We start from the raw sequence: 18888 nt of genomic DNA, 5'->3' as shown, positions 1-18888 counted from the left end.
CGCGGCAACCCATGGCCCAAGCCCGCAAAGCAGGCCCCACAACGCACCCACCCACGATGCGAGGCCCGCTCTGCGCGGCAACCCATGGCCCAAGCCCGCAAAGCAGGCCCCACAACACACCACCCCACGATGCGAGGCCCGCTCTGCGCGGCAACTCATGGCCCAAGCCCGCAGAGCGGGCCCCACAACGGGGTGCTAGCGGGCGTAGAGCTCCGTGAAGTTCCGCAGGACCCGCATCGGCTCGGTCACCGATGAGCTCCGGGCCGTTTCGATGAGTTCGTCCGCGGTGTGCGGCGGGAAGTAGCCGGAGTTCTTGTAGATGTTGATGCGGGTGATGAGGCCGTCGGCGTCGAGCTCGGGGTGGAATTGCGTGGCGTAGAGATTGTTCTTGATCCGGAACATGTGCACAGGGCACGCGGCCGAGCTCGCCAACAAAACCGCGTGGGCAGGCAGTTTGCTGCACGCTTCTTTGTGACCCACAAAAGCGTCGAAGGTGTGCGGAATGCCCCGCAGCATGGGATCGCGCTCCCCCTCAGCAGTGAGCTTGATCTCCGTGGGTCCCACAGGTTCGCCAAAACGGCGGTCGATGGTGGCCCCTTGGTGAACACCCAGAGTGCCGACCCCATAGCAGGCACCCAAGAACGGGAAGTCCTCGGCAACTATGCGGTCCAGCAGCGCTGAGAGTTCCGCCTCCACCCGAATCTGGGCTGCGCTCTTCTCTTCCACAGGATCGCTGGACGTATAGGGACTGCCACCGACGATCACTCCGGAGTACTCGGAAAGTTCAAGGGGCGGCAACGGCTCGGATTCCAAGCGCAAACGGACCAGTTCTTCAGGTTTCAGTCCGCAGTACCGGAGGTAGGCCTGATACTCGTCATCGGCTGCGGCATCTTCGGCGCGGGTGGCCAGCAGGAGGAAGGGCTTCACAAGGACAGTCTGCGCGCGGAATGGCTGGCGGACAAAGTGTGTTGCGGGTAAAGGGGTGACTAACAGTGACTCCCTCGCGCCGGTGTCGCCGCATATCGTTGGCTTGACCCCCTATGAACAGCACACCCCATCCCCGGAGGAGCAATTTTTGAAGCAAGACCCTGTGGCCGTCCAACCGCAAACGCCCAAAACGCCGGCAGTGGAAAGGCAGCAGCCCAAGAAGATCCCGTGGGGCGGACTCCTTGTTCTGGCAGCAGCGGGCTTCACGGCGGTGACCACCGAACTCCTGCCGTCGGGCTTGCTCCCCCAAATCAGCCGCGACCTCGGTGTCGACGAATCTGCCGTGGGCTCCCTGACAGCGGTGTATGCGGCCATCATCGTCTTCACGGCCTTGCCTCTTTCACGGTTCCTTGCCGGAAGGGTTCCCCGGAAGACCCTGCTGATCGCCACTGTGCTGGCCTTCGCCCTGAGCAATGTGCTCTTGGCGTTGAGCCCCGCTCTGGGGTGGGCGATCGGGGCCAGGCTCCTTGGCGGCATCGCGCACGGCATGCTGTGGTCCAGCATGGCTCCCTACGTGGCGCGCATCGTCCCGGCCCACTCCGTAGGTAAATCCATGGCTGTGGTCTTTAGTGGCAACAGCATCGCACTGGCAGTCGGCGCTCCGATTGGCACGCTCATGGGCTCGCTCATGACGTGGCGTACTTCCTTCCTGGTCCTGGCCGGAGTGGGTGTGCTTCTGGCAGTGCTGGCCTTCTGGCTGCTCCCCGGTGCCCACGACCACGCCAGCCAAAAAACGCCCTCCCTCCGGGCAGCCATGAAACTGCCCGGCGTCGTGGCCATAGCCATCGCCTGGCCCCTCCTGCTACTGGCCCACTTCACACTTTTCACCTACGTCGCCCCGTTCCTCCTCGCCTCCGGACTCCCGGAATCCGCTACGAGCCTCTCGCTCTCCGTGGTGGGAGTTGCCAGCCTGGTGGGCATCTGGATTGCCGGCATGACCGCCGACTCCCACCCACGACGCTCGGTGATTGCCGCCGTCGGGCTCCTGACGCTGGCGTTCGCCCTGCTCCCCGCGCTGGGCGGCACGTGGGTAGGTGCGTTCGGCCTCATGACCTTGTGGGGTATCGCGTTCGGTGCAGTGGGTATCTACAACCAGGCTGCGATCCTGCGTGCGGGTGGAGAACACAAAGATGCAGCCAACGGCCTCACCGTGGTGACCATCCAACTGGGTATCGCCGTCGGAGCGGTCTATGGGGCCTTCGCCCTCACCAGCGTCGGAGCGCAACTGGTCCCATTTGCCGCGGCGATTCCCACTGCCATTGCGCTGGTGATCATTATTGCCAGTCGTCGCGGCGGCTACCCGGCCGGGCCCCGGGAGAAGCGCCGTTAACATTGCCGAAACATGCCAGTGACGTGATCTTCACGAACGAAGGATTTCTGTAACTTTCCTGCAACTTAGCTCTTCGGAGTCGGAAACATAGCTCACCGAATATTGATCGGGGGGTAGGTGTGGGCCGTGCAACAACGGCCCCGTTTCGGACAAGCTTGAAGGGAACGCAGGTGGAGATCTCTGCGCAACACGTCTGGCTGATGTTGTCATCGGCGATGGTGCTATTCATGACCCCAGGCCTCGGCCTTTTCTACGGCGGCATGACCCGCGCCAAGGCCGCCCTGAACATGATCATGATGAGCTTCATCTCCGCCGGCATCGTGGGCGTGGTGTGGGTCCTGTGGGGCTACTCGATGACCACCGGCGACGGCATCCTGGGCCTGTTCGGCAATCCGTTCGCGCACTTCGGCCTGCAGGACTTGATGGGATCCCCCGACCTCATCAAGGCCACCTTTGCAGCAACCTTCGCCATCATCACTGTGGCCCTCATCAGCGGTGCAATCGCTGACCGGACCAAGTTCGGCGCCTGGGCCTTGTTCGTACCGATCTGGGTCACCGTGGTCTACTGCCCCCTGGCGTACATGGTGTGGGGCGGTGGCCTGATGAGCGCCGGCGGTGCCCTCACTCAGATCTTCGGCCAGGTCATCGACTTCGCCGGTGGTGCAGTGGTTGAGGTCAGTTCCGGAACCGCCGCTTTCGTCCTCGCATTGATCGTGGGAAAGCGTCACGGCTTCGCCAAGGACCCCAACCACCGCCCACACAACGTGCCGTTCATCATGATCGGCGCAGCCATCCTCTGGTTCGGCTGGTTCGGTTTCAACGGCGGCGCTGCTACTACCGCCGCGCAGGCCGGCCTCATCTGGGTCAATACCCTGGTGGCCCCGGCGGCGGCCATGCTCAGCTGGCTCGTCGTCGAGAAGGTCCGCCACGGACACCCCACTTCGCTGGGTGCGGCATCAGGCGTGGTGGCGGGCTTGGTGGCCATCACCCCGTCCTGCGCCAACATCACCCCGCTCGCCGCATTGGGCCTGGGCTTGGTGGCCGGCGCCGCCTGCGCTGTGTTCGTGGACCTGAAGTACAAGTTCGGTTTCGACGATTCCCTCGACGTCGTGGGCGTCCACTTCGGCGCCGGTGTCATCGGCACGCTCTCCCTGGGCTTCATCGCCTTCCCGCAGGACGGGGTCGCGGGCGGCCTCCTCTACGGCGGCGGTCCCCAACAACTCATTGCACAGACCATGGCCGTGCTGATCACCATCGCACTCTCCGGCGTGGGCACCCTGGTCATCGGCCGGGCCATCCACAAGGCCATCGGCTTCCGGGTTCCCTTGGAGCACGAAGTCACCGGAGTGGACCTCACCCAGCACGCCGAATCGGCCTACGAATTCGGGCTCACCGCCCACGGCCACTTCCGCCAGCAGCAGGCGCACCTTTCCGCGCTGATTGGCCGGAAGCCCGCAGCACCGAAATCCGAACAGGTCAAGGAAGACAGCTTCGCCTGACGGCACCACACTCAGACAGCAGCCGACGGCGGAACCCGGGTTCCGCCGTCGGCTGCTGTTTGCGTCGCAAAGGTTTCATCCTGAACCGTTCCAGATGCGCTGCCACCACGTGCGCCTGGCCACTGGTCCAGCCTCGGGCTCGGGAGGAGCCTCGGCGGCCCTCCGCTCGCGCCACCGCTCCAGCTCAGCATCCACATCCCTGAGCTTGGTGATCACGGGTGGGCCGCCCTGGAGTTGCCGTCGGGCCTCAATCACCCGCTTGTTGAAGTCCTCGAGGATGTCCCGGACTTGTTTCTCCGTGTACTGCTGGTCCAGTTTGGCATCGAGTTCGGAATCCTCGATCCGCAGCAGGATCGCGGGAGGTCCGATGCCACTGAGCTTCTCCCGTTGAATGAGCCCTTTGACCCACCAATCGGGATCGTAGTGCTCGCCCAGGCCCGGAATGGGTTTGCCGGCATACTTGAGGTTGTCGAACTTGCCCTGGTCCATGGCGTCCCGGATCAGGTACTCAACCCGGGCGGCGTCGTCCACCTTCCGGCGTTTCTCCCGTTCCGCGGCGTCCGCAGCTTCGATCTCCGCGTCTTCTTCCGCGTTCCCACCCCAGCCCCGGACAGCGCGCAACTCAGCGCCGCGCTCGAGTTTCCGCCTGAAGGCATTGTTCCCGGAGTTCACTTGTGGACACCTCCTCGCACGGCAGTCCTCCCCTGCCGGACATCGTGGTTCTGATTCCCAGTATTCCGCATACGGCGCCTGCTTGGGCCTGTACCCCCGCCACCGGGTGTGGAAACAAGCCAGCCCCGGCACGCCGTGGAAGCGGGGTGTCGGGGCTGCTTGTAGGCCCAGAGTGGGTGTCGGAGGTACGGCTCCGGATCTAGGACCGAACCGCCATGCTTGGATCGAGTTGTTCGATGCCCTCGGGAGTGACCAGCACTACGCGGGCCGTGCAGATGTCGTAGAACAAGCCAATGGGCTGCACCCGGCCGGACAGAAGCGCCGGGCCGGTCACAGGGTGGTCCTCAAGCTTCCTGAGCTGCAAAGCCACGTTGACCATGCTGAGCTGGTCCACGCAGCTGTACCCTTCGGCAGCCGCGGCCACTGCCACGGGATGTCCGGAGAGCATGGCCGTGTAGCTTGGCCGCGCATGTTCCAGCCAGGTATCGAATCCGCCGCCCAAGGCAGGCGCAGCTCCTTCAAAGTCGGCGATGACGGCGTTCATCGCACCGCAGTTCGAATGCCCGCAGATGACGATCGAGTCCACGGACAACCCTTTGACTGCGAAGGAGAGCGCGGAGTCGATCGAAGCATCGCGACCGTCGCTGCACACCACGTTTCCGATGTTCCGGAGGGTCAGGAGGTCGCCGGGTCCGCTGCTGGTGATGAGGTTGGGATTGACCCGGGAATCCACGCAGGCAACGAACAGTGTGTCCGGATTCTGGCCTTCTGTCAGGTCTTGCACCAACGGCCGGACCTTGTCCGCGTGGCGGCGGTGGTATTTGTCGATGCCCAGGAGGATAGAGCGCAGCGGCAGCCGCCCGCCGTCGTCGTCCGCTGTTGGGCCGCCGGCGGACGGCAACCAGGACGTCTTGGGCGGAAGCGGAAGTTCACGGGGGTCCTGGCGCTGGGGAGTGTTGTCCTCGGCGTCGGTGAAAGCAGTGGTGCCGTGCTCTTCCAGGGCCACGGAGGCGCCGGTGTTGCGGTGCTGCTTCTGCCAGGCAACCAGGGCTTCGCGGAAGGCGTGGTCGAGGTAGTCGGCGTTGAGTTCCACTACGGCATCATGGCCTTCGGGCACCGAATGCAGGACGCGGTTGAGCCGCGGCAAGGCGAAGAAGCTGCAAGAGCCGGCGATGGTGACCCGCCACGGCAGTCCGGAACCGGCCGGGGCGTGAGCGTGGATTTGAGCGCGGAGCACCCGCCACAGTACAGAAACAGCAGCGAGTGCCAGGCCAATGAGCACGCCTTCGAGCAAGTTCAGGGCCACCACGCACACCAACGTCACCGCGTAGACCAGCAGGTCGCCGGTGCGAAGGCTGGTGCGGATGTCGGCGACCTTGATGAGCTTGGCACCGATCACCAGCAGCAGACCCGCCAGCACGGACAGGGGAATCAACTGGATGAGGCCAGCGAACAGCAAGGAGAACACCAGGACCCACACGCCGTGCAGGATGGCCGAGGTACGGCTTTTCGCTCCGGCTTCGACGTTGGTGGCGCTGCGGACGATCACGCCGGTTACCGGGAGTCCGCCGAGCATGCCGGAGACCATGTTGGCGGAGCCTTGGCCGACGAGCTCTCGGTTCAGGTTGGTCCGCGAACTGCCGTGCATCTTGTCAACGGCCACGGCGGACAGCAGCGATTCGATGCTCGCGATCAGCGCCACAGTGATGACGGCCATCGCTGCGGCGCGCCAGTTGCCGTCGGGCAGGCTGGGCAGCGCGACGGCGTCCAGGATTGAACCGCTGAAGCTGATGCGCTCAACGCTCGGGGCCACTGCTACTGACAGCGCTGTCACGGCGACGACGGCGGCCAGCGGCCCGGGAACTTTCCGCACCATCGCGGGAAGGTACTTCCAGGCCAGGAGAATCACGACGACGGCCAGGCCCAGCAGCGCCGAATGCAGCTCGACGTTGGTGATGGCCGCGGGCAGGCCCGCCAGGTTTTCGACGGCGGACCCCGCGGCTTGGCCACCCAGCAGCACATGGAGTTGTTGCAGGATGATCGTGATGCCGATGCCCGCGAGCATGGCCTTGACCACTACCGGCGACACTGCCAGCGCTGCCCGGCCGATACGGCTCACACCCATCAGCAACTGCACGACGCCGGCCGCAGCGGTGATCGCACAGGTCACCTGCCAGCCGAACTCGGCTACCAGGCCGGCGACGACGACGGTCAGGCCGGCGGCTGGGCCACTCACCTGCAGTGGCGAACCACCCAGGCTGCCGGCGACGATTCCTCCGACCGCGGCTGCGATGAGCCCGGCCATGATGGGAGCCCCTGAGGCTGCGGCGATGCCGAGGGACAGGGGAAGGGCGACCAGGAACACCACCAGTGACGCGGGGAGATCCGCCCCCAGGTTGCTGAGGAAGCTTGGCTTGGTTCGTCCCGGCGGGCTGTGGGAATCGGTGGGGATGGTGGCGGATTCGTTGGACTGCGGCATGGTGTTCCTTTGGCTCGGGAGTACTGACTCCTCCAAGCTACGGAACCTGTCACGCTTAATGACAACAACATGTGACAAGCATGACAAAAGCTGTGAAGATGCGCTTCATCTTGGGACCAAGGGGAACTTTCGCGGGGGTTCAGCGCGTTGGAGGGGTCCGTGGTGCGACGTCCTCGAGGCGAGAACGCGACGGCGGGCAACTCACGCCGTCGTCGTCACTTGCCGGGCGCACCAAAACTAAGGTTCCTTAGAATAGGCTGGGTCCATGAGCAATACAGAAGTGCAGCCCGTACGCATCAGCTCCGCGCCCGTACAGCTGCAAGCACTGGATCCCATACTGGGAAAGGTGAGCGCAGCCGTCGGCGACGTTCCAGCCCTTTTGGCTATCGCCGAGGACATCGGACAGACAGCTCCTACGCCCGGGAGCGGGAACACGGTCAAGCTCTGGGAACTCCTGGCCTCGGTCACGTCCGTGGATGTCGCGGCGGGGCGCGTGCTCGAACCGCACCTTGACGCCGTCGGAATCCTGGCCCAGGCGGAACAGCCTCAACCCGAGGGAGCATGGGGAGTTTTCGCAGCCGAAGGTCCGCGCCTGAAGCTCGAGGCCAAGCAGGAAGCTGACGGCAGCTACGTGCTCAGTGGCTCAAAGCCGTGGTGTTCCCTCGCTGCACAACTGGACGGGGCTGTCGTCACCGCCCATGTCGCTGGGGACAACACCCGGGGCGCCTTCGCGGTGAACCTTAAGCACTCCGGCGTTAAAGCCGAAACACCCGAGTGGACCAGCCGCGGACTCAAGGAAATCCCGAGCGGAACGGTGCACTTCGACCACGTCCCAGCCACAGCCGTCGGCGGCGCGGGCTGGTATTTCGAGCGCCCCGGCTTCGCCTGGGGTGGCATGGGAGTCGCCGCCTGCTGGCTTGGAGGCGCAGTAGCCGTGGCCCGCGACTTCTGCGACTCCCTGGCCAGGGCATCGGACAACGGCCGGGAACCGGACCAGATCGCCCTTGCTTCATTGGGCGAGGTGGACCGGATCATCGCGTCCGTCACCGGATACCTGGCTCAAACGGCTGAGCGCATCGACGCCGGCGACCTCGCAGAACCAGGCGAACCGGGCGAAAGCCCCTGGCCCGAAGCCTTGCGCGTCCGCGGAACTGTTGCCTCCGCCGTCGAACGCGTCCAGACCCTGGTGACGCAAAATCTGGGCCCCGGGCCGTTGGCGTTCAACGAACAGTACGGCAAGCGGATGGCGGATTTGTCCCTCTATGTCCGCCAGCATCACGCCATGCGGGACGACGCCCAGCTGGGGGCGCTGGCGTTGAAGGGGGACCGCCGGTGGTAGCTTTTTCGCACACAGACATAGGCACGACCGAGGCGGAATGGCTGTCCAGCGGCGTGGCTGCGCTGCCCGAGCTCCCTTTGGGCCAGGACGAACTCGCGGACATGGCTTTCGTCGTCCTGGCCGCACACCCGGACGATGAAACCTTGGGCGCGGGCGGGTTCGTGGCCAAACTGCATTCAGCCGGAGCTGCGGTGGAACTCCTGCTGTGTACGGCCGGTGAAGCATCGCACCCGGAATCACCAACCACGACGCCGGAACAGCTTGCCGCCGTCCGGCTCGCTGAGTTCGACGCGGCTGTGTCCGGGCTGGCTCCCAGCGCGACCTGGAAGTTCCTGGGACTGCCCGACGGCAAGTTGGCCGCCAACGCGGGCCGCATTGCCGAGGCCATACGCGACGCCATTTCCGCGCACAACCGGCCACCGGAGAACATCGTCATCGTTGCCCCGTACCGCGAGGACGGCCACACCGACCACGATGTTCTCGGCGCAACAGCAGCCAAGGTTGCTGAAGAGGACGGCCACGGCCTCTTGGAATACCCCATCTGGTACTGGTTGTGGGCGGGCTTGCACGACCCAGCATGGCAATCCTGGGTGCGGGTGCCTTTGTCCGGGCGTGAGCTGGAAACGAAGGGAAAGGCCATGGGCGCCCACACGTCCCAGATCGAACCGTTGTCGGAGGAACCCGGCGACGGAACACTCTTGTCGGGGACGTTCCTGGAGCACTTCGAGAGGCCGTGGGAAACCTTCGCCTGGCAACCGTCGAAGGCAGGCAACAACACCGCGGCCGACGCTGAACGGATCTTTGACGAAGTCCACGCCAAGGGAGACGACCCCTGGGCCTATACAACCAGCTGGTACGAGCGCCGAAAACGCGCACTGACCTTGGCTGCCCTCCCGGAGGAATCGTACGAATCCGGGCTGGAACTCGGTTGCTCCATCGGCACCCTCAGCGAGGAACTCGCTCAACGTTGCCAGGCGTTCCTCGGTGTTGAAGCCAGCGGTATTGCGGCCAAAAAGGCGGCCGAGCGGCTTTCCGCGTACCCCTCCGCCGAAGCGCGGCACCTCACCATCCCCCATGAGTGGCCCGAGGGCTCCTTTGACCTGGTAGTGCTCTCCGAGATGGGCTATTACCTGGCACCGGAAGAGCTGGCTGACGTTTTCGGGCACATCAAGGCCGCCATGAAACCGGGCGGCACGCTGCTCCTGTGCCACTGGCGCCACCCCATCTCAGGCTGGCAGTTGGACGCGGAAGCCGTTCACTCGATGGCCCGGCAGCAACTTGCCTGGCCAACGTTGGGGGTCTACCGCGAGAAGGATTTCGTGCTGGAAACCCTGGTCGCACCGGCCCCGGCCGTCAGTGACGGACCGACATGACCGGGGGCACCAGGCAGCGGATCCAACGCATCGCGGTCACCATGCCCGCCCACGACGAGGAACAGCACATCGGCAGGGCGTTGGCAGCACTGGGTACAGCGTTGGACACCCTGGAGCGGGAGCATCCGGGTATGCCTGCCACTGTCACTGTGGTCCTGGACAGCTGCACCGACAGTTCGGCCGGGATCACCGCCGCCCACGTCGCGGCGGACCCGCGTTTCACCTCCGTCAGCGTGCAACTGCGGAGCGCGGGAGCTTGCCGGGACTACGGCATCCGGACGGCCCTGCTCCCCCATCCGGCGGAAGCAACAGGGAGCTTGTGGCTCGCCAACACCGATGCCGACTCGGTGGTCCCGCCGAACTGGCTGGTACGCCAAGTCGGGTTGGCCAACGGCGGCGCTGACGTCATTCTGGGGTCGGTGGAACCGGATGCCTACGATGTGGACCCGGCCGTGCTTCGTCGATGGCTGGAACTACACCCCTTTCGCGAAAACCATCAGCACATCTACGGCGCCAACCTGGGTATCAGGGCCTCGGCGTACCTCGCCGCAGGGGGTTTCCCGCATCTCCGGGCCCATGAGGACAGGCGCCTGGTGGAGCGCACCCGTCACCAAGGATTCAGGGTGGCTGCCACGGATTCCATCAGGGTTCTCACCTCCGGCCGGACTGAGGCCCGGGCACCCGAGGGATTCGCAGCGTATCTGCTGGCACTGGGCGCGGACGTTCCTGCCGCGACAGGGAGCTAGGCTCCTACGGCCTTATTCGCCAAGGCCCCTTCGATGGCGGCAATCGCGGCCTCAGTAATCGCTTCCCTCTCGCCGGATCCATTCACCGTCAGCAATATCCCACGGTTTGAGTAGGCCTCCAGAACCGGCCTTGTATGCTCACGGTAGAGTTCCAAACGGCGACGAATAACCGCCGCAGTGTCATCGCTGCGTCCCTGTTCCTGGGCGCGGCGGAGCATCCGGTCCAGCAACTCATGATCGTCGACCGTCAACGCGAGGGCTGCGTCAAGCGCCTGTCCCCGATCGGTGAGCATCTCGTCCAGGGCAGCAACCTGGATGACCGTTCGCGGATAGCCGTCCAGGAGGAACCCCTCTCCGGCATCATCTTCGTCCAGGCGTTGCTTCAACATGGCAGTGGTGACATGGTCCGGCACGAACTCGCCGTGATCCATGTACGCACTGGCCTCGGCCCCCAACTCCGTCTTTTGGCGAACGTGGGTGCGGAACAAGTCTCCAGTGGAAATGGCAGGGATCCGGAAGTGCCTGGCGATGTGCTCCGCCTGTGTGCCTTTGCCGGAACCGGGAGGGCCCATGATGATCAGTCGCGCCATGAGTCTGGTCCGTTTCGAGAGGCGGCCGGGACTTAAACCATACGCCCGCGGCAGGTCGGAGCGCCCGGGTCACGCGAATTTGTTGGTTCATCGATCCCAGTATCCAACCAGCCCCTTGCAGCCATTCGCACGCGCGGGTAAGTTATTGAAACGTCTCAAAGAAAGCGTTTTCCCAGACTTTAGGTGGAATGAACATGACTCAGCTCAGGTGGATCGATGCCGAACCGCCCGCCAGGCTCAGCAGTGGCACGACCTGGGGCATGCCGTTCCAGCGCGGCACCGCAGCGGGCGCGGACCACCTCCAGGTGCGCGACATGAATGGAGTTGCCGTCAATGCCCAGGCCTGGCCGCTCGCCACGTGGCCCGACGGTTCCCTCAAATGGGCCGGCATCGCCATTGGAGCAACGGATCAGCCCTCCGACGCCTACCAGGTCACCCACTCAACCGATAGGCACGACGGCGGCCCGGCAGCCGCCGTCGAACACTCACCCGGGGTGACGGTCGCCGAAACGGACGACGCCGTCACCGTCTCCACGGGCGTGCTCGACATGGTCATCCCAAGGCGCGGGGAAACCCTGTTCAGCGAACTCCGTCGCGCCGGCGAGGCCGTAGCCAAGGATGCCCGGCTGGTGAGCCTCCTGCAGAACAACCTGGCCGAGGGAGCAGGCAGCGCTCCACGCGAGGCCTACACCAGCCAGGTTTCAGGCGTCACAGTGGAACAGCGTGGCCCGGTCCGGGCGGTAGTTCGGATCGAGGGGCGGCACAGTGCCAAGGATGGCAGCAGGGAATGGCTCCCCTTCACTGTCCGCTTGTACTTCTACGCGGGCGCCAGCAGCATACGGATGATGCACTCGTTCATTTGGGACGGCAATGCGGAGGAGGACTTCCTTGCGGGTCTCGGTGTTGAATTCACGGTACCGCTTGCCAGTGAATTGCATGACCGCCACGTACGCATCGCCGGTGCTGACGGCGGATTCCTGGTCGAAGCGGTCCGGGGCCTGACTGGTTTGCGCCGGGATCCGGGAGAAGCTGTCCGCGCCGCGCAGATTGCCGGTGAGGCCACCCCGCCGCTCAGTGAGTGGAGCCCGCTGGTTTCGGAGCGCCTCCGCCTCATACCCAGCTGGAACGACTACACCCTCACCCAACTGTCTGCTGACGGCTTCGAGCTGCGCAAACGGACGGCGCCCGGCCACGGCTGGGTGGGCATTTCCGGCGGAACCCGGTCAGCTGGTTGCTGTTCGCTGAGCGATCTACGCGGCGGTTTCGGTATCGGAGTGAGGAACTTTTGGCAGTCGCACCCGGGGCAGCTGGATATCCGCGGCGCCGCAACAAGCAACGCGACAGTGACCGCTTGGCTCTATTCCCCCGAAGCCCAGCCGATGGATCTCCGCTTCTACCACGACGGCCTGGGCCAGGACACGTTCGAGGACCAGCTTGAGGGCCTTGAAATCACCTACGAGGACTACGAGCCGGGCTTCGGAAACCCCACCGGGATCGCCCGGACGCACGAACTCACGCTGTACGCCTACGACTCAACGCCCAGCACGGAGAGCCTCGCCGCCGACGCACGGGCAGCCTCCACTCCCCCGCTGCTGCAGCCCTCCCCGGAGTACCTTCACCAAGCCGGCGTCTTCGGTGACTGGGCTCCCGTGGACCGCAGCACCCCTGTCCGGGCAGAGCTGGAAGACAAGCTGGACTTCCTGTTCGATTTCTACCAGGGCCAGACGGAGCAGCGCCGCTGGTACGGGTTCTGGAACTACGGCGACGTCATGCACACCTACGACACTGACCGGCATGTCTGGCGCTACGACGTGGGCGGCTATGCGTGGGACAACTCCGAGCTCTCACCCGACCTCTGGCTTTGGTACATGTACCTCCGCACGGGCCGCGCAGACGTCTTCCGCTACGCCGAGGCCATGACCCGCCACACCGGTGAGGTGGATGTCTACCACCTTGGCCCCTGGCGGGGCCTGGGATCGCGGCACAACGTCCAGCACTGGGGTTGCAGCGCCAAGCAGCTGCGCATCAGCACCCCGGCCTACCGGCGCTTCTACTACTACCTGACCGCCGACGACCGCACCGGCGACCTCCTCACCGAACTGGTGGACAGCGACCAGAACTTCCTGGGGCTGGACCCTGTCCGCAAAGTAAGGCCCGACGCCGATACGTACCGCCCGGACCGCGGCGCCTTGGGCGTCGGGCTGGGGACCGATTGGGGTTCACTTGCCGCCACGTGGCTCACCGACTGGGAGCGCACGGGCAATCCCCGCTCCCGTGATCGCCTGCTGGGAACCATGGCCGATATCGGCGCACTAAAGTACGGTTTCCTGACCGGCGAAGCGCTTTACGACTTGGACACGGGAAGGTTCGACGCCGGCAGGGAAGTCATCAGTGTCTCCCACCTGAGTGCCGTGTTCGGTTTGGTGGAAATCTGCAGCGAACTGATCCGCCTGGTGCCTGATGCCGCCTTCGAAAGGGCCTGGATGCAGTATTGCCGCCTGTTCCTGGCGACCCCGGAGGAACAGGCCGCTGAAGTCGGCCAACCCCTGGCTGGCATCTACCTCACCCAAGCCCACAGCCGCCTCACGGCATACGCGGCCGCGAAGCTGGCGTCTCCGGAACTGGCCGTCTTGGCGTGGGACAGCTTTGCCGAAGGCGGAGAAAACCTGAACCACGCCGAGGCCTTTACGCTCAGGAAGATCCTGCCGCCGCACGTGCTTCAGCCTGTCGATGAAGCGCCGACGGTATCCACCAATGACACCGCGCAATTTGGGCTCGCGGTCATCCAGAACCTGGCCCTGATCGGCGACCGGCTGCCGGGGTCCACCGAGGCGCCGGAGGAGGAACCGGCGTCGTAAAGTCATGCTGCTTCGGGAGGCGGGCCTAGGACGTTGACCGCGGATGCATGATCCGCATCTGGTCCCAAGTCCGCTCCGACGCGGCGATGTTGAGGTTTGACCGTTCGCGGTCCAGGGATGCCAGCTCGACGGCGATCGCCTGGACCGCGGTCACCGCACCTGTCAGGGAGGGAAAGAACCCGGCACCCTCGGTGGGCACCACGATCCTGTGGTCCGCGTGCACCGCCACCGGTGATCCCGCGCTATCAGTAATGGAAACTATGGGCGTGCCCAGGTTGTGGGCGATGTCGACGGCCCTCATGGTGCTGTCGTAGACCCGCCAAAGGCTGATCGCGATGACCAGATCTTCGGCGCCGAGCCGGGCTATGGCGTTGGTGAGGGCGGCGACGTCGGCATCCAGGAGCCGAACGTTGTAGCCGGCAATGATGGCGTTGTGCTCCAGGGCCTTGCCGGGAATGGCGTAGCTGCCTGCCGCGATGATGAAGGTCTGCCGCGCCCCCGCGATCAACTTCGCAATTTCATGAACAGTGTTGGCATCCAGCGTGCGCTCGAAGTGCGCCAAATTGGCCCGGTCCGTGGAGACCGCAGCCTGTGCAGGACTACTGATGTGGCCGTTGTGTTCGGCCGCGACTTCCACGGCACTAAGTGATGCCAGGAACCGCGACCTGAGCTCGAATTGGAAATCCACCCAACCCTTGAATCCCAATGATTGCGCGGTTCTGGTCACCGTGGAGGCGTTGGAAGCAGCAACCGCGGCGATGTCGCTGACGGAGCCATAAGAGGCGAGCCGCGGCTGGGACCGGAGGATGCCGATGACCTGCATCTGCCGGGCCGCGAGCTTCCGCCCCTGGACACGATCGTCCAGCCACTCGGTCAATGTTGACGAGTCGAAATCTTCTTCCACCTATTGACCTACCTCACACTTTGGCCGTAACTTCGATACATCACTTCTGCACAGATCCGTGCATAATCCTAAAAATGTACAACTTGGCCCACTTTGGCAGGAATCACCATGTCTCTCACAGCACGCCTGGATCGTCTGGCTCTCAGTCGACCACACTACAAGCTTCTCCTCATCGGAGGCCTCGGCTACTCGTTCGACGGCATGGACGGGGCAGTGGTTGCTTTCCTGCTCCCGCGCATCCAGGAACTGTGGGGCCTCAGCACCGCCAGCCTCGGACTGGTAGGTTCGGCAGCCCCCTTCGGCTTCTTCTTCGGCGCGATCCTGTCCGGCTGGATGGGCGACCGCTTCGGCCGCAAGAAGGTCATGTTGTGGGCATTGGCCTTCTACTGCCTCATGTCGATCATTGCGGCGATGGCCCCGAACTTCGAAATCTTCCTGATTGCACGGATCTTTGCAGGACTCGGCGCAGGCGCGGAAAGCGTGATCATCGCACCGTTCCTCTCCGAGTTCATTCCCCCCAAGCGCCGCGGCTGGTTCATTGGAACCCTTGCCGGATTCTTCTCCTTCGGCTTTGTCGCCGCAGCATTGATTGGCCGGTTCGTGGTTCCCATGGGCGAGGACGGCTGGCGCTGGGCCCAGGTCCTTACCGCAATCCCCATCCTCCTCCTGCTCTGGTGGCGCCGGGGACTGCCCGAATCACCCCGCTTCCTGATCAGCCGGGGGCGCGTCGCGGAGGCAACGGCCGTAGTGGAACGCTTCGAGCAGAGCGTTGTGAAAGCCACAGGCAAGGAACTCACACCCTTGGTACCCGGTACCGAAGAGATCACCAAACACGAGCAGAAGATCAGCGTCTGGAATGCCCTGAAATTCATGTGGTCAAAGGCGATGCGTCGCCGGACAGCGGTGATTTGGCTGATCTGGTTCGTGATCACGTTCTCCTACTACGGCTTCTTCTCCTGGATTCCCACCTTGTTGGTCGGCCGCGGGATCACGGTCACCAAGAGCTTCGAGTTCTCCATCCTGATCTACCTTGCGCAGATCCCCGGGTACTTCTCCGCCGCCTGGTTGTGCGACCGGATTGACCGCAAAAACACCATCGCCCTTTATCTGGCAGGATCGGCCATCAGTGCCTTCTGGCTGAGCCAGTCCAACGATTCCGGCATGATCCTGCTGGCCGCCGCAACGTTGTCCTTCTTCCTCAACGGCACCTACGCCGGCGTCTACGCCTACACCCCGGAGCTCTTCCCCACCTGGATGCGCGCTACCGGCGTTGGCCTGGCCAGTGCCGTTGGCCGCATAGGCAGCATCCTGGCACCATCCATCATCGGCATCTTCGCAGCCTCACTCGGCTTCGGCGGCGTGTTCACCATGACCACGGTGGTGCTGACCATCGGCGTCCTGGGCGTCGTGATCTTCGGAGCTTCCACGGCCGGTAAGTCCTTGGAGGACATCAACGCCCGCGCCGAGCATGACGCAGCGCCAGACAACCACGCAGGAACGGTCACCAAATGAGCTTCATGGAATCGGACACTACTTTCCAACAGGCCTTCGATGCGCTGCAGCAGGACCCAGGCGTCGTCCTTTTTACGGCCCTTCAATGGATCCCCCAGCGCTCCAGCCTGAAGCGCCTCTTCACAAGCCACCCCGCAGAGTATCCGGTGGGCGGCGAAAAGACAGTTGAGATCTCCCCCGGGTGGCTCGGAACCGTCATTGAGGACAAGAAGCCGTTCCTCGCGGCAGACCTGGACGCGCTGAAGGAAGTCTTTGCCGACTCCGGGCTCATCCAACAACTCGGCTGCGGTGCCGTGATCAACGTGCCGGTCCTCGATCCGGAAAGCAACGTGGTGGGCGTCCTTGCCCTCCTCGACGCAGAAGGCAAGTACACGCAGCAAAGCGTGGACACCGCCGTCGGCCTCGTCAACGCAAACCAGGCACAACTTATACAGGCCTTCGAAGCCCATCCCACTGAAGTCGAAGTCCCCGAATCCACTGAAGCACCTGCGAAGGACACCGTTTAACATGAGCACCACACCCCTCGTTATACGCAACGCCAGCGTCCTGGACGTCGACGCAGGCACGTACTCCACCGCCGACGTCGTCAGCGTTGACGGAAAGATCAGCAGCGTCGGGCCGAACGCCGACGCTCCTGAAGGTGCGCGGGTCATCGATGGCACCGGCAAGTTCGTGATCCCCGGCCTGATTGATGCCCACGTCCACGTCGTTGCTTCCAGCGCCGACTTCCGCTCCCTCACCTACACACCGGCGTCGTATGTCTATGCGCAAACCGCCCGGATCATGGGCGAGATGCTCCGCCGCGGCTTCACCACTGTCCGCGACCTCTCAGGTGCCGACTTTGGCCTGGCGATGGCCCAGGAAGAAGGGCTCCTGGAGGGTCCGAAGATCCACTTCTGCGGCCACGCGCTGAGCCAGACCGGCGGCCACGGCGACATGCGCCTCCCCGGCGAAGACCATGACCCCAACGGCCGCGACTGCTGCGGAATAGGTCGCGTGGCCGACGGCGTGGATGCCGTCCGCGCGGCCGCCAGGGACGAGATCCGCAAGGGCGCCCACCACATCAAGATCATGGCATCCGGCGGGGTCTCGTCACCTACTGACCGCATCGACTCCACCCAGTACTCCATGGAGGAAATGCGTGCAGCAGTGGAAGAAGCCCAGGCCGCAAACCGCTACGTCGCCGCCCACGCCTACACTGCACGCGCCATCAACCGCGCACTGGAAGCTGGTGTCCGCTCGATCGAACACGGCAACCTGCTGGACGACGAAAGCCTGAAGCTGTTCCTCGAAAAGGACGCCTTCCTGGTTCCCACCCTGGTCACCTACTGGGCGCTCAAGGAAGAGGGCAAGGAGTTTGGGCTCACGGAAGAAATGTGGGCCAAGGTGGACTCGGTGCTCACCAGCGGCCTTGAAGCAATCGCCCGCGCCCACGAGGCCGGAGTGAAAATGGCCTTCGGTTCCGACCTCCTGGGTGGCATGCACCGCCACCAGAACGAACAGTTCAGGCTGCTGGGCAAGGTCCAGCCGGCTATCGCCGCCATCCGCGCAGCAACCACGACGGCGGCCCAGCTGCTTGAGCGCGAAGGTGAACTTGGCGTGATCGCACCTGGCGCGGACGCGGACATGCTGATCCTGGGCGCGGATCCGGTGGCCGACATCTCCGTACTTGCCGACATCTCCGAGCATTTGGAACACCTGATCCAGAACGGCCGCGTGATCTCTTAGGTCCTACGTCACCAAGACTAAAAGACCTGTCTTTACCCTCCAAAAAGCCCGATAATGTAAGTATGCTGATCAATATCGAGTCAAGGAGGAAGACACCATGACCACGAAAGTGAACAAGACAATCATGGTCAACGTTCCGATCAGTACGGCCTACAGGCAGTGGACCCAGTTCGAAGAATTCCCGCATTTCATGGGCGGAGTCGAACGGGTGACGCGGCTTGGCGACGACCGCCTGGAATGGGTCGCCGAAATCGCGGGCGTCCACCGCAAGTGGGAAGCAAAGATCGTCCAGCAGGATGTCAACCGGGCCGTGGCATGGGCCGCCGTCGAGGGCGTCAAGAACGCAGGGTGGGTGGAGTTCAAGGAAGCCGGGCCCAGCCAGACGTCCCTGCACCTGTCGTTGGAATACGAACCCCACGGCGTCCTGGAGTTCCTGGGCGACAAGCTGCACGTTATTGAAAGGCAGGCGGAGTCGGACTTGAAGAAGTTCAAGGAGTACATCGAAAAGCAGGCACCGGAAACCGCGTCTACTGCCGGGACCACCACTGCCGCTCCGGCGACCGGCACCCCGACTCCGGCGACCGCCACCGGAACCGCGGCCACCGCCGTCGGGCATGACACCAGCGCAACGGACACGACGCCGATCGTAGATCCTGTCACCCATCCCTTCGACCAGACGAACGGGTTGGCCGACGACGACGGCGACTCGGACGGAACCGCGGAAAGCGATACCCGCAGCGCCGCGGAACGTGGGGACGACGACGCAGACCGCGGTCCCGGATTCATACCGCCGCAGAGCGGATGGCTGCCGGGACAGCACTAGGTCCGCCGACGCCAAAAGCCGCCCGGGTCAACACGACCCGGGCGGCAT

Annotated in this window: 15 protein-coding genes; 10 read left to right on the top strand and 5 right to left on the bottom strand. The window is 64.2% G+C overall.

Going from position 1 to position 18888, the window contains the following annotated elements:
- Positions 1–195: 195 nt before the first annotated feature.
- Positions 196–927 carry a glutamine amidotransferase gene (locus tag NEK97_RS09820; RefSeq protein ID WP_257369680.1) on the bottom strand — a complete coding sequence of 244 codons (732 nt, stop codon included), beginning with the start codon at positions 925–927 and terminating at the stop codon, positions 196–198.
- A gap of 148 nt (positions 928–1075) precedes the next feature.
- Between NEK97_RS09820 and NEK97_RS09815 the strand changes: the two genes are divergently transcribed.
- Positions 1076–2317 (top strand): MFS transporter, encoded by a 1242-nt coding sequence (locus NEK97_RS09815; protein WP_257369679.1) that lies wholly within the window; start codon positions 1076–1078, stop codon positions 2315–2317.
- A gap of 170 nt (positions 2318–2487) precedes the next feature.
- Positions 2488–3816, top strand: a complete 1329-nt coding sequence (locus tag NEK97_RS09810) for an ammonium transporter (RefSeq protein WP_257369676.1) — start codon at positions 2488–2490, stop codon at positions 3814–3816.
- A 75-nt stretch (positions 3817–3891) separates the two neighbouring features.
- On the opposite strand, the gene NEK97_RS09805 is transcribed toward NEK97_RS09810, so the two are convergent.
- A complete protein-coding gene (locus tag NEK97_RS09805; RefSeq protein ID WP_257369675.1) occupies positions 3892–4488 on the bottom strand; it encodes a DUF1992 domain-containing protein in 597 nt (198 codons plus the stop codon).
- 199 nt (positions 4489–4687) lie between these two features.
- Positions 4688–6967 carry a bifunctional SulP family inorganic anion transporter/carbonic anhydrase gene (locus tag NEK97_RS09800; RefSeq protein WP_257369673.1) on the bottom strand — a complete coding sequence of 760 codons (2280 nt, stop codon included), beginning with the start codon at positions 6965–6967 and terminating at the stop codon, positions 4688–4690.
- Positions 6968–7232: 265 nt separating this feature from the next.
- Between NEK97_RS09800 and NEK97_RS09795 the strand changes: the two genes are divergently transcribed.
- The 3 genes from NEK97_RS09795 to NEK97_RS09785 are packed head-to-tail and all read left to right on the top strand — an operon-like array spanning position 7233 to position 10425.
- Positions 7233–8306 carry an acyl-CoA dehydrogenase family protein gene (locus tag NEK97_RS09795; protein ID WP_257369672.1) on the top strand — a complete coding sequence of 358 codons (1074 nt, stop codon included), beginning with the start codon at positions 7233–7235 and terminating at the stop codon, positions 8304–8306.
- Complete coding sequence (locus NEK97_RS09790; protein WP_257369670.1) at positions 8300–9679, top strand: bifunctional PIG-L family deacetylase/class I SAM-dependent methyltransferase; 1380 nt, start codon at positions 8300–8302, stop codon at positions 9677–9679. Before NEK97_RS09795 ends, NEK97_RS09790 begins: the two co-directional genes overlap by 7 nt.
- Positions 9676–10425: a glycosyltransferase family 2 protein gene (locus NEK97_RS09785; RefSeq protein ID WP_257369669.1), complete on the top strand. Its 750-nt coding sequence runs from the start codon at positions 9676–9678 to the stop codon at positions 10423–10425. Before NEK97_RS09790 ends, NEK97_RS09785 begins: the two co-directional genes overlap by 4 nt.
- Here NEK97_RS09785 and NEK97_RS09780 read toward each other — a convergent pair.
- Positions 10422–11015, bottom strand: coding sequence for an adenylate kinase (locus NEK97_RS09780; RefSeq protein WP_257369668.1), 594 nt, complete (start codon positions 11013–11015; stop codon positions 10422–10424). The two genes, NEK97_RS09785 and NEK97_RS09780, sit on opposite strands and share 4 nt — an antisense overlap.
- A gap of 194 nt (positions 11016–11209) precedes the next feature.
- Between NEK97_RS09780 and NEK97_RS09775 the strand changes: the two genes are divergently transcribed.
- Positions 11210–13873: a Tat pathway signal sequence domain protein gene (locus NEK97_RS09775; protein ID WP_257369667.1), complete on the top strand. Its 2664-nt coding sequence runs from the start codon at positions 11210–11212 to the stop codon at positions 13871–13873.
- Between the two features lie 25 nt (positions 13874–13898).
- Here the strand turns inward: NEK97_RS09775 and NEK97_RS09770 are convergent, their stop codons facing one another.
- Positions 13899–14777, bottom strand: coding sequence for a MurR/RpiR family transcriptional regulator (locus NEK97_RS09770; protein ID WP_257369666.1), 879 nt, complete (start codon positions 14775–14777; stop codon positions 13899–13901).
- Positions 14778–14885: 108 nt separating this feature from the next.
- Here NEK97_RS09770 and NEK97_RS09765 point away from each other — a divergent pair, with 108 nt between their 5' ends.
- The 4 genes from NEK97_RS09765 to NEK97_RS09750 all read left to right on the top strand — a co-directional run bounded on the left by NEK97_RS09765 (position 14886) and on the right by NEK97_RS09750 (position 18840).
- Complete coding sequence (locus NEK97_RS09765; RefSeq protein ID WP_257369664.1) at positions 14886–16289, top strand: MFS transporter; 1404 nt, start codon at positions 14886–14888, stop codon at positions 16287–16289.
- A complete protein-coding gene (locus tag NEK97_RS09760) occupies positions 16286–16795 on the top strand; it encodes a GAF domain-containing protein (RefSeq protein ID WP_257369662.1) in 510 nt (169 codons plus the stop codon). The genes NEK97_RS09765 and NEK97_RS09760 overlap by 4 nt, the downstream gene beginning before the upstream one ends.
- A gap of 1 nt (position 16796) precedes the next feature.
- Positions 16797–18017 carry an amidohydrolase family protein gene (locus tag NEK97_RS09755; RefSeq protein WP_257369660.1) on the top strand — a complete coding sequence of 407 codons (1221 nt, stop codon included), beginning with the start codon at positions 16797–16799 and terminating at the stop codon, positions 18015–18017.
- A gap of 97 nt (positions 18018–18114) precedes the next feature.
- Complete coding sequence (locus NEK97_RS09750) at positions 18115–18840, top strand: SRPBCC family protein (RefSeq protein ID WP_257369658.1); 726 nt, start codon at positions 18115–18117, stop codon at positions 18838–18840.
- Positions 18841–18888: the final 48 nt, after the last annotated feature.

The sequence above is a fragment of the Paenarthrobacter sp. UW852 genome (assembly GCF_024608385.1).
In the GTDB taxonomy this organism is placed as follows: Bacteria; Actinomycetota; Actinomycetes; order Actinomycetales; family Micrococcaceae; genus Arthrobacter.
The sequence above is the reverse complement of the archived record's forward strand: the minus strand, read 5'-3'. Positions and strand labels throughout refer to the sequence as shown.

Excerpts from the sequence above, each read along its gene's own strand:
- NEK97_RS09750 (WP_257369658.1), top strand. The coding sequence starts at position 18,115 with ATGACCACGAAAGTGAACAAGACAATCATGGTCAACGTTCCGATCAGT.
- NEK97_RS09785 (WP_257369669.1), top strand. The coding sequence starts at position 9,676 with ATGACCGGGGGCACCAGGCAGCGGATCCAACGCATCGCGGTCACCATG.
- NEK97_RS09780 (WP_257369668.1), bottom strand. The coding sequence starts at position 11,015 with ATGGCGCGACTGATCATCATGGGCCCTCCCGGTTCCGGCAAAGGCACA.
- NEK97_RS09760 (WP_257369662.1), top strand. The coding sequence starts at position 16,286 with ATGAGCTTCATGGAATCGGACACTACTTTCCAACAGGCCTTCGATGCG.
- NEK97_RS09775 (WP_257369667.1), top strand. The coding sequence starts at position 11,210 with ATGACTCAGCTCAGGTGGATCGATGCCGAACCGCCCGCCAGGCTCAGC.
- NEK97_RS09765 (WP_257369664.1), top strand. The coding sequence starts at position 14,886 with ATGTCTCTCACAGCACGCCTGGATCGTCTGGCTCTCAGTCGACCACAC.
- NEK97_RS09800 (WP_257369673.1), bottom strand. The coding sequence starts at position 6,967 with ATGCCGCAGTCCAACGAATCCGCCACCATCCCCACCGATTCCCACAGC.
- NEK97_RS09755 (WP_257369660.1), top strand. The coding sequence starts at position 16,797 with ATGAGCACCACACCCCTCGTTATACGCAACGCCAGCGTCCTGGACGTC.
- NEK97_RS09795 (WP_257369672.1), top strand. The coding sequence starts at position 7,233 with ATGAGCAATACAGAAGTGCAGCCCGTACGCATCAGCTCCGCGCCCGTA.